General features: G+C 67.8%; 6 protein-coding genes. 4 read left to right on the top strand and 2 right to left on the bottom strand.

The window, feature by feature from the left end; genetic code table 11:
• Positions 1 to 10 precede the first annotated feature (10 nt).
• The 3 genes from queG (at position 11) to G372_RS0104865 (ending at position 4,585) form a co-directional block, all read left to right on the top strand.
• Positions 11 to 1,153 (top strand): tRNA epoxyqueuosine(34) reductase QueG, encoded by a 1,143-nt coding sequence (gene queG, locus G372_RS0104855; RefSeq protein ID WP_019623706.1) that lies wholly within the window; start codon positions 11 to 13, stop codon positions 1,151 to 1,153.
• Between the two features lie 100 nt (positions 1,154 to 1,253).
• Positions 1,254 to 3,689, top strand: a complete 2,436-nt coding sequence (locus G372_RS0104860; RefSeq protein WP_019623707.1) for an EAL domain-containing protein — start codon at positions 1,254 to 1,256, stop codon at positions 3,687 to 3,689.
• A 104-nt stretch (positions 3,690 to 3,793) separates the two neighbouring features.
• Positions 3,794 to 4,585: a ferredoxin--NADP reductase gene (locus tag G372_RS0104865; protein WP_018865279.1), complete on the top strand. Its 792-nt coding sequence runs from the start codon at positions 3,794 to 3,796 to the stop codon at positions 4,583 to 4,585.
• A 3-nt stretch (positions 4,586 to 4,588) separates the two neighbouring features.
• Here the strand turns inward: G372_RS0104865 and G372_RS0104870 are convergent, their stop codons facing one another.
• Together G372_RS0104870 and G372_RS13490 are read right to left on the bottom strand one after the other, a co-directional pair.
• A complete protein-coding gene (locus G372_RS0104870; protein ID WP_019623708.1) occupies positions 4,589 to 5,194 on the bottom strand; it encodes a DNA-J related domain-containing protein in 606 nt (201 codons plus the stop codon).
• On the bottom strand, positions 5,191 to 5,598 hold the full coding sequence (locus tag G372_RS13490) for a YchJ family protein (protein WP_019623709.1): 408 nt from the start codon (positions 5,596 to 5,598) through the stop codon (positions 5,191 to 5,193). Before G372_RS13490 ends, G372_RS0104870 begins: the two co-directional genes overlap by 4 nt.
• A 133-nt stretch (positions 5,599 to 5,731) precedes the next feature.
• On the opposite strand from G372_RS13490, the gene G372_RS0104880 reads away from it, so the two are divergent.
• On the top strand, positions 5,732 to 6,577 hold the full coding sequence (locus G372_RS0104880) for an SDR family oxidoreductase (protein WP_019623710.1): 846 nt from the start codon (positions 5,732 to 5,734) through the stop codon (positions 6,575 to 6,577).
• Positions 6,578 to 6,795 lie beyond the last annotated feature (218 nt).

Consider the following 6,795-nt stretch of genomic DNA (forward strand, 5'->3'; position numbering starts at 1 on the left):
CCCGATCGTAATGATTGCCGAAATCGTGCCTGAGCCTCTCGATCCACGCCAATGTGCCGCGCTGGCCGAACAGATTCGCGTCTGGGGCCGCGAACTGGGCTTCCAGGCACTGCGCATCGCGCCCGCCACCGTCCCGGAGGCGGATCGCCAGCACCTGGACCGCTGGCTGCAGAAAGGCTCGCACGGCGAGATGGACTGGATGGCCGACCGCGCCGCACTGCGCCACGAGCCCGCGCAACTGATGCCGGGCGTGGAGCGCGTGATCAGCGTACGCATGGACTATTTCCCGCCACGCACCCGGCGCCCGGCCATCCAGCTGGCCGAACGCGACCGCGCCTATGTCTCCCGCTACGCCCTCGGCCGCGACTACCACAAGCTGATCCGCAAGCGCCTGACCGAACTGGGCCGGCGCATCGAAGCCGCGGCAGGACCGCACGGCTATCGCGCGTTCACCGACAGCGCGCCCATCCTGGAAAAGGCCCTGGCCGCCCGCGCCGGGCTCGGCTGGATCGGCAAGAACACCAACCTGCTCGCCCGCGAGAGCGGCTCCTGGTTCTTCCTTGGCGAGCTGTTTACGGACCTGCCGCTCCCGGTCGACGACCCGGTCGGCGAACACTGCGGGGCGTGTACCGCCTGCCTCGACATCTGCCCGACCCAGGCCTTTCGCGGGCCCTACGACCTGGATGCTCGGCGCTGCATCTCCTACCTCACCATCGAACTGAAGGGATCGATCCCCGAAGAGCTGCGTCCGCTGATCGGCAACCGCATCTACGGCTGCGATGACTGCCAGCTGGTCTGCCCGTGGAACCGCTTTGCCGAGGTCTCCGCAGAGCCCGACTTCGTTGCCCGTCACGGGCTGGATGCCGCCAGCCTGGTAGAGCTGTTCGGCTGGGACGAGTCCACCTTCCTGCAACGCACCGAGGGCATGGCCATCCGCCGCATCGGCCACGAACAGTGGCTACGCAATCTGGCGGTCGCCCTGGGCAATGGCCCGGCCTCCGCGGAGGCCGAGGCGGCCCTTCGCGCCCGTGCCGACCACCCCTCCGCCCTGGTACGCGAACACGTCGGCTGGGCACTCGAACAATTGCGGCGCCGCCCCCCAACCCCCCCCGCGAAGCACCTCTCCCGTCTCACGCAGGCCCCCGGACCGTAAGCGACAACCGGCGCTTGCCAGCACCGGCGCAACAGGGGACACTCGGAACCGGATTGCACCCCCGGCCCCGGCACCCCACGAAAGGATTCACCCCGTCGCCATGCCCCACCACCCGGACAGCACCCGCTTCCAGCGCCTGTTTGAACAGGCACCAGAGGCGCAGCTGGTGCTCAATCGTGCGGGCAATATTGTCGCGGCCAACCAGGCCGCAACGCGCCTGCTGGGCTACCCCCGGGACGAACTGACGGGCGGTATCCACATCACCGCGATCGACCTCGAGGCCACCCCGGCCGACGTCGACCGTGCGCACGGCCAACCCGAGGAGCGACTGCCAGCCCGCTTCGAGACGCGGTTCCGCCGCCGGGACGGCACGGAGTTCCCGGCCGAGATCCACACCAACGCAATCCACACCGGGAAAGACATCGAGGTCCTGACCACGGTCCGCGACATCACCCGGCAGCAGCAATCCGAGCAGGCCCTGCACGAACTGGAGACCCAGCTCTCGGCCACGATCCGCCATGCGCCCCTGATCCTGTTCGGGCTCGGGCCGGACGGGGTCTTCACCCTGTCCGAGGGGGCCGCGCTGCACAGCCTGGGGCTGCAACCCGGCGAGGTCGTCGGGCAGGACGCACGTCGGTTGTACGCCGAACATCCGGCCATCCTGTCCGCAATCGACCGCGCGCTCGCGGGAGAGCAATTCCAAAGCGAGGTCAAGATCGGCGACAGCCACTTCGCCATCTCCTGGATGCCGATGGAGAGGGTCCGAGCCCAACAGCCGGGTGTGCTCGGCGTCGCCTGGGACATCACCTCGCTGCGTGTAGCCGAGGCGACCACCGCCTCGGAGCGCGACCGGCTGCTGACCACCCTGCATTCCATCAGCGACGGCGTGCTAACCGCGGACACCACCGGACGCCTGACCTACCTCAACCCGTCGGCCCGCGACCTGCTGGGCGTGGATGCCACGGCGGTCCAGGGCCAGCGCCTCGACGAGGTGCTGGAGCTCGAGGATACGCATACCGGCCACCGGGTCCTGAACCCGGTCGCGCAGTGCCTGGAGACGGGCATGACGCTGGAGTCCCCCGAGCGCGTGCTGCGCCGTCCGGACGGTGCGGCCCGTGTGGTCCGGCTGCTGGTCTCGCCCCTGCGGCGGCCGGACCACCACAGCGAGGGGGTCGTGGTCGTACTGCACGACCACACCGAACTGTGGCGAATGACGCAGCAACTGAACCACCAGGCCACACACGACGAACTCACCGGCCTGTGCAACCGGCGCGAATTCGAACGCCGCCTGGACGAGGCCCTGCGCACCCTGGACGAGGGCGACACGCCCCACGCGCTGTTCTACATGGACCTGGACCAGTTCAAGATCATCAACGACACCTGTGGCCACCAGGCCGGGGATGCACTGCTGCGCGAATTGGCCGACCTGCTGCCCGCCCATATTCGCGACAGCGACATCCTTGCGCGGCTCGGCGGCGACGAGTTCGGCCTGCTGCTGATGCATTGCCCGTTGGAACGCGCGGAGGCCATCGGCAAAAAACTGCTGGCCACCGCCCAGGGCCTGCGCTTCTCCTGGGAGGGTCGCCGCTTCGATGTCGGCATGAGCATCGGCCTGGTCCCGATCGAGGGCCCCGGGCGGAACCTTCCAGAGGTCCTCAGCCAGGCGGATTCCGCCTGCTACGTGGCCAAGGACCTCGGGCGCAACGGCCTCTATACCTGGAAGCCCTCCGACCAGATCCTGCGCCGGCGCCATGGCGAGATGGAATGGGTCGGCCGTCTGCGTGCGGCGCTGGAGGAGGCCCGTTTTGTCGCCTTTGCCCAGCCGGTCAAGCCCCTGAACGGCACCGACCTGCCGCTGGATCATGTCGAAATCCTGCTGCGCCTGCGCGGCGAAGACGGAACCCTGATCACGCCGGGCGCCTTCATCCCGGCCGCCGAGCGCTACCACCTGATGCCCGAGATCGATCGCCATGTGATCGATCTCGTATTCCGGCAGCTGGCCGACTACCGTGACCGGAACCCGCATCACGCCCTGATCGTGGTGTCGATCAATCTGTCCGGACAGTCGCTGGCGCAGGACGGGATGCTCGAGTTCATCACCAGCCGCTTGAGCCAATTCTGCATTCAGGCCCAACAGGTCATCTTCGAGATCACCGAGACCGCCGCGATCAGCCATCACGACCGCGCGCAGGGGCTGATCCGCGCGCTGCGCTACATGGGCTGCCGCTTCTCGCTGGACGACTTCGGCAGCGGGTTGTCCTCGTTCGGCTACCTGAAGAACCTGCCGGTCGACTTCCTCAAGGTGGACGGCAGCTTCGTGCGCGACATCGCGACCAACGCGGTCGATGCGGCGATGGTGACCGCGATCCACCGCGTCGGCCATGTACTCGGGCTGCGCACCATCGCCGAATGCGTGGAATCCGAAGAGACCATGCATCACCTGCGCGAGATCGGGCTCGATTTTGTCCAGGGCTATCACCTGGCCAGGCCGATGCCCCTGGCCGACTACCTCGCGGATCTTGCCGGTCAGGATTGAATCCCCGCCTGCCGCCTCAACCCTTTAGATATCCGACGCTTTCGCCTTGCCAACGGCAAGCTGTTAGCGTGAATCCATCCGCAATCAATCAACCGTGGGAACCCATGCCGTACTCGGAAGAACAGATCACCTCGACCCATCGCTGGTCGGACAAGACCTTCAGCTTCAAGACCACGCGCCCGGAAGGCCTGCAGTTCAAGAACGGGCAGTTCGTGACGCTGGGGCTGCGCCCCGAGGGCAAGCTGATCCCGCGCGCCTACTCGATCGTCTCCGAACCCGACGCCGAGGAACTGGAGTTCCTGAGCATCCACGTGCCCGACGGCGCGCTGACCAGTCGTCTGGCCCAGGTTAGCCCGGGCGACTCGATCTGGATCAACACCAAGGTCACCGGTTCGCTGACCTTCGACTACGTGCAGCCCGGGCGCACCCTGTACATGCTGGCCACCGGCACGGGCCTGGCCCCGTTCATCTCGCTGATCCGCAGCCCGGAGCTGTTCGAGCACTTCGAGAACGCGGTGCTGGTACACAGCGTGCGTACCGTCGAGGAGCTGGCCTATCGCCAGGAGATCGAGTCGCGCATCAGCGACCGCCTGCGCTACGTACCGACGGTAACCCGCGAGAACCACGACTTTGCCTGCCCGATCGCACAGCAGCCGTATGACAACAACCAGCGCGGCGCCGACATGTTCCGCTCCGGCGAACTGTTTCAGATCCTCAACCTGCCGCCGGCGGATCCCGAGCACGACCGCGTGATGCTCTGCGGCAACCCGGCGATGAACCGCGAAATGACCGAGTGGCTGGTCGAACACGGCTGGACCCAGACCAACTACAAGGGGGTCGGCAACTTCACCGTGGAACAGGCGTTCGTGACCACGATGTCCGACTCGGACGACTAGTCCCTATCCCTGTTCCAGCAGCACCCAGCGGGCCGCGTTGACCCGCTGCAGGGTGGCCGTGTCGCCCCCGCGATCCGGGTGGTGACGCTGCGCCAGCCGCCGATACTGCTGCCGGATCGCCGCCGCATCGACCGGATCCTCCAGCCCCAGCACCTCGAGCGCCTGTCCGCGCCGCTGATCGCGTGCCAGATGCGACCAGAACTCGCCCAGCAGCGCTTCCACCGCGGCCGCGTCCATCCCCTCCAGCCGCGTCAGGTCCAGGTAGTAGGCGCGCAGCGGATCAGCCCGCGTCGGCAGGCCCGATCCCGTATCCGCCACCGGTAACGGCTCGATCCCGATATCCAGGCAGTGGATGCGCAGCCATTCGCCCTGCTCCACCAGCGTATCGCGCAGCCGGTAAAGACAGTGGAACAGCACAAAGTGGGTCTGGAACAGGCTCAACGGCTCCTGCAGGCACGCCGCGGCGAACGGCTCCACCCCCTGATCGCGAAGCCGTGCAATCAGCGCGTGCTCCGTACATCCGCGAGGGTATTCGCGCAGCGCCTCCAGCACCCGCTCCAGCAGTGCCGTATCCACCGGCGAACCGGCTGGGCGATCCTCATCGATCATGCGCCCGGGAACTCGCCGTCCAAATAGACCCAGCGCCCGCCCTCGCGGCGAAAGCGGCTGCGCTCGTACAGGCGCACCCCCTGCCCGCGCACCCGTGAGCGGGCGACGAATTCGACCCAGCCCTCCTGATCCTCCGGCCCGCCCGCCTCGGTCGCGCGGATCGTCAGACCCAGCCAGCGCTGGTCCGGCTCCAGCGCCAGGGATTGCGGTCGCGTCGCGGCGGCCCAGGTCGCCAGCAGGTAGTCCTCGCGCCCCTCGACGAACGCGGCATAGCGCGAGCGCATCAACGCCTCCGCCGTCGGGGCCGCGGCCTCGCCGTCGAGAAACGGCCCGCAGCACGCCGCCCGGTCCAGCCCGGACCCGCAGGCGCATATATCCCCCTTGCTGCGGCTGGCCTTGCCCACGCGATACCTCCCCCTCATCGAAGCCCCCGCCAGCATGCCCGAGCCACCGCCCCGGGTCGAACCCTCACTTTGGAGCTGGTCTTTCACCTGGGGAAACGTTAGGTTGCGAACGCACCCAGGGAAATACTGATTCATGGCAAACATCCTAATCATGGGCTGCGGCGATCTCGGCTGCGGCGTCGGAGAACAGCTCGCCGCAGCCGGGCACGCGGTCTGGGGCCTGCGCCGTCAGCCGGAGCACATCCCGGAACCGATCCGGCCACTGACCGGCGACTTCGCCCGCGCGGACGCCCTGCCGCCACTCCCCCCGGATCTGGATACCGTCTACTTCATCGCCACCCCCGGGGAGTTCACCGAGCCCGCGTACCGCCGCGCCTATGTCGACGGCCTGCGCAACACCCTGGCCGCGCTGGAGCAGGCCCACCAGCACCCGCGCCGCACCGTGTTCGTCTCCAGTACTTCGGTCTTTGGTGCCGACGACGGGCGCTGGGTGGACGAAACCAGCTCCGCCGAGCCCACCCGCTTCTCCGGGCGCTGCCTGCTGGAGGCCGAGCAGTTGCTGGCCGACAGCCCGTTTGCCAGCGTGGTCGTGCGCTTTGGCGGCATCTATGGTCCGGGACGCGAGTACCACCTGCGCAAGGTGCGCGAGGGCGTGCGCGGCCAGCACGAGGCGCCGGTCTGGACCAACCGCATCCACCGCGAGGACTGCGTGGGTCTCCTGACCCACCTGTTTCATCTGGCCGACCCCGAGGCGCTTTATCTGGGCGTCGATGACGAACCGGCGCTGCGCCACGAACTGCTTGGCTGGCTGGCGCAAGAGATGGAGCTCGATTCCCCGGGGCCGCCGCCGATGCCGGCCGGCGATGTCCGCGGCAAGCGCTGCCGCAACGCGCGGCTGCATGCCAGCGGGTATCACCTGCGCTACCCCGACTACCGCACCGGCTATCGCGCGCTGCTCGACCAGCTCGCCACCACCTGAGCCAAGCTCTCACGTCTTTCAGGCTGGGCCTGGTTCGGCATCCGGTGTTTACGTGCCTTCGGTCTGCCGCCTGCCGTGCGCTCACTCGCGAGCACGCCGCGCCAGTTTTCAATCAAAAACGGGCTTCTTTGCTCGTGCAAAGAAGTAACCAAGAAACACGCCCGGGATTCGCCCGGGAACCTTGCTCCGGCCGCGCCAGGCCGGCGGCGCTGAAACTC

This window comes from Thioalkalivibrio thiocyanoxidans ARh2 (assembly GCF_000385215.1).
Lineage (GTDB): Bacteria > Pseudomonadota > Gammaproteobacteria > Ectothiorhodospirales > Ectothiorhodospiraceae > Thioalkalivibrio > Thioalkalivibrio thiocyanoxidans.

Bases quoted from the DNA above. Each gene is read 5' to 3' on its own strand.
- G372_RS0104860 (WP_019623707.1), top strand. From the start codon at position 1,254: ATGCCCCACCACCCGGACAGCACCCGCTTCCAGCGCCTGTTTGAACAG.
- queG (WP_019623706.1), top strand. From the start codon at position 11: ATGATTGCCGAAATCGTGCCTGAGCCTCTCGATCCACGCCAATGTGCC.
- G372_RS0104880 (WP_019623710.1), top strand. From the start codon at position 5,732: ATGGCAAACATCCTAATCATGGGCTGCGGCGATCTCGGCTGCGGCGTC.
- G372_RS0104870 (WP_019623708.1), bottom strand. From the start codon at position 5,194: ATGATCGATGAGGATCGCCCAGCCGGTTCGCCGGTGGATACGGCACTG.
- G372_RS0104865 (WP_018865279.1), top strand. From the start codon at position 3,794: ATGCCGTACTCGGAAGAACAGATCACCTCGACCCATCGCTGGTCGGAC.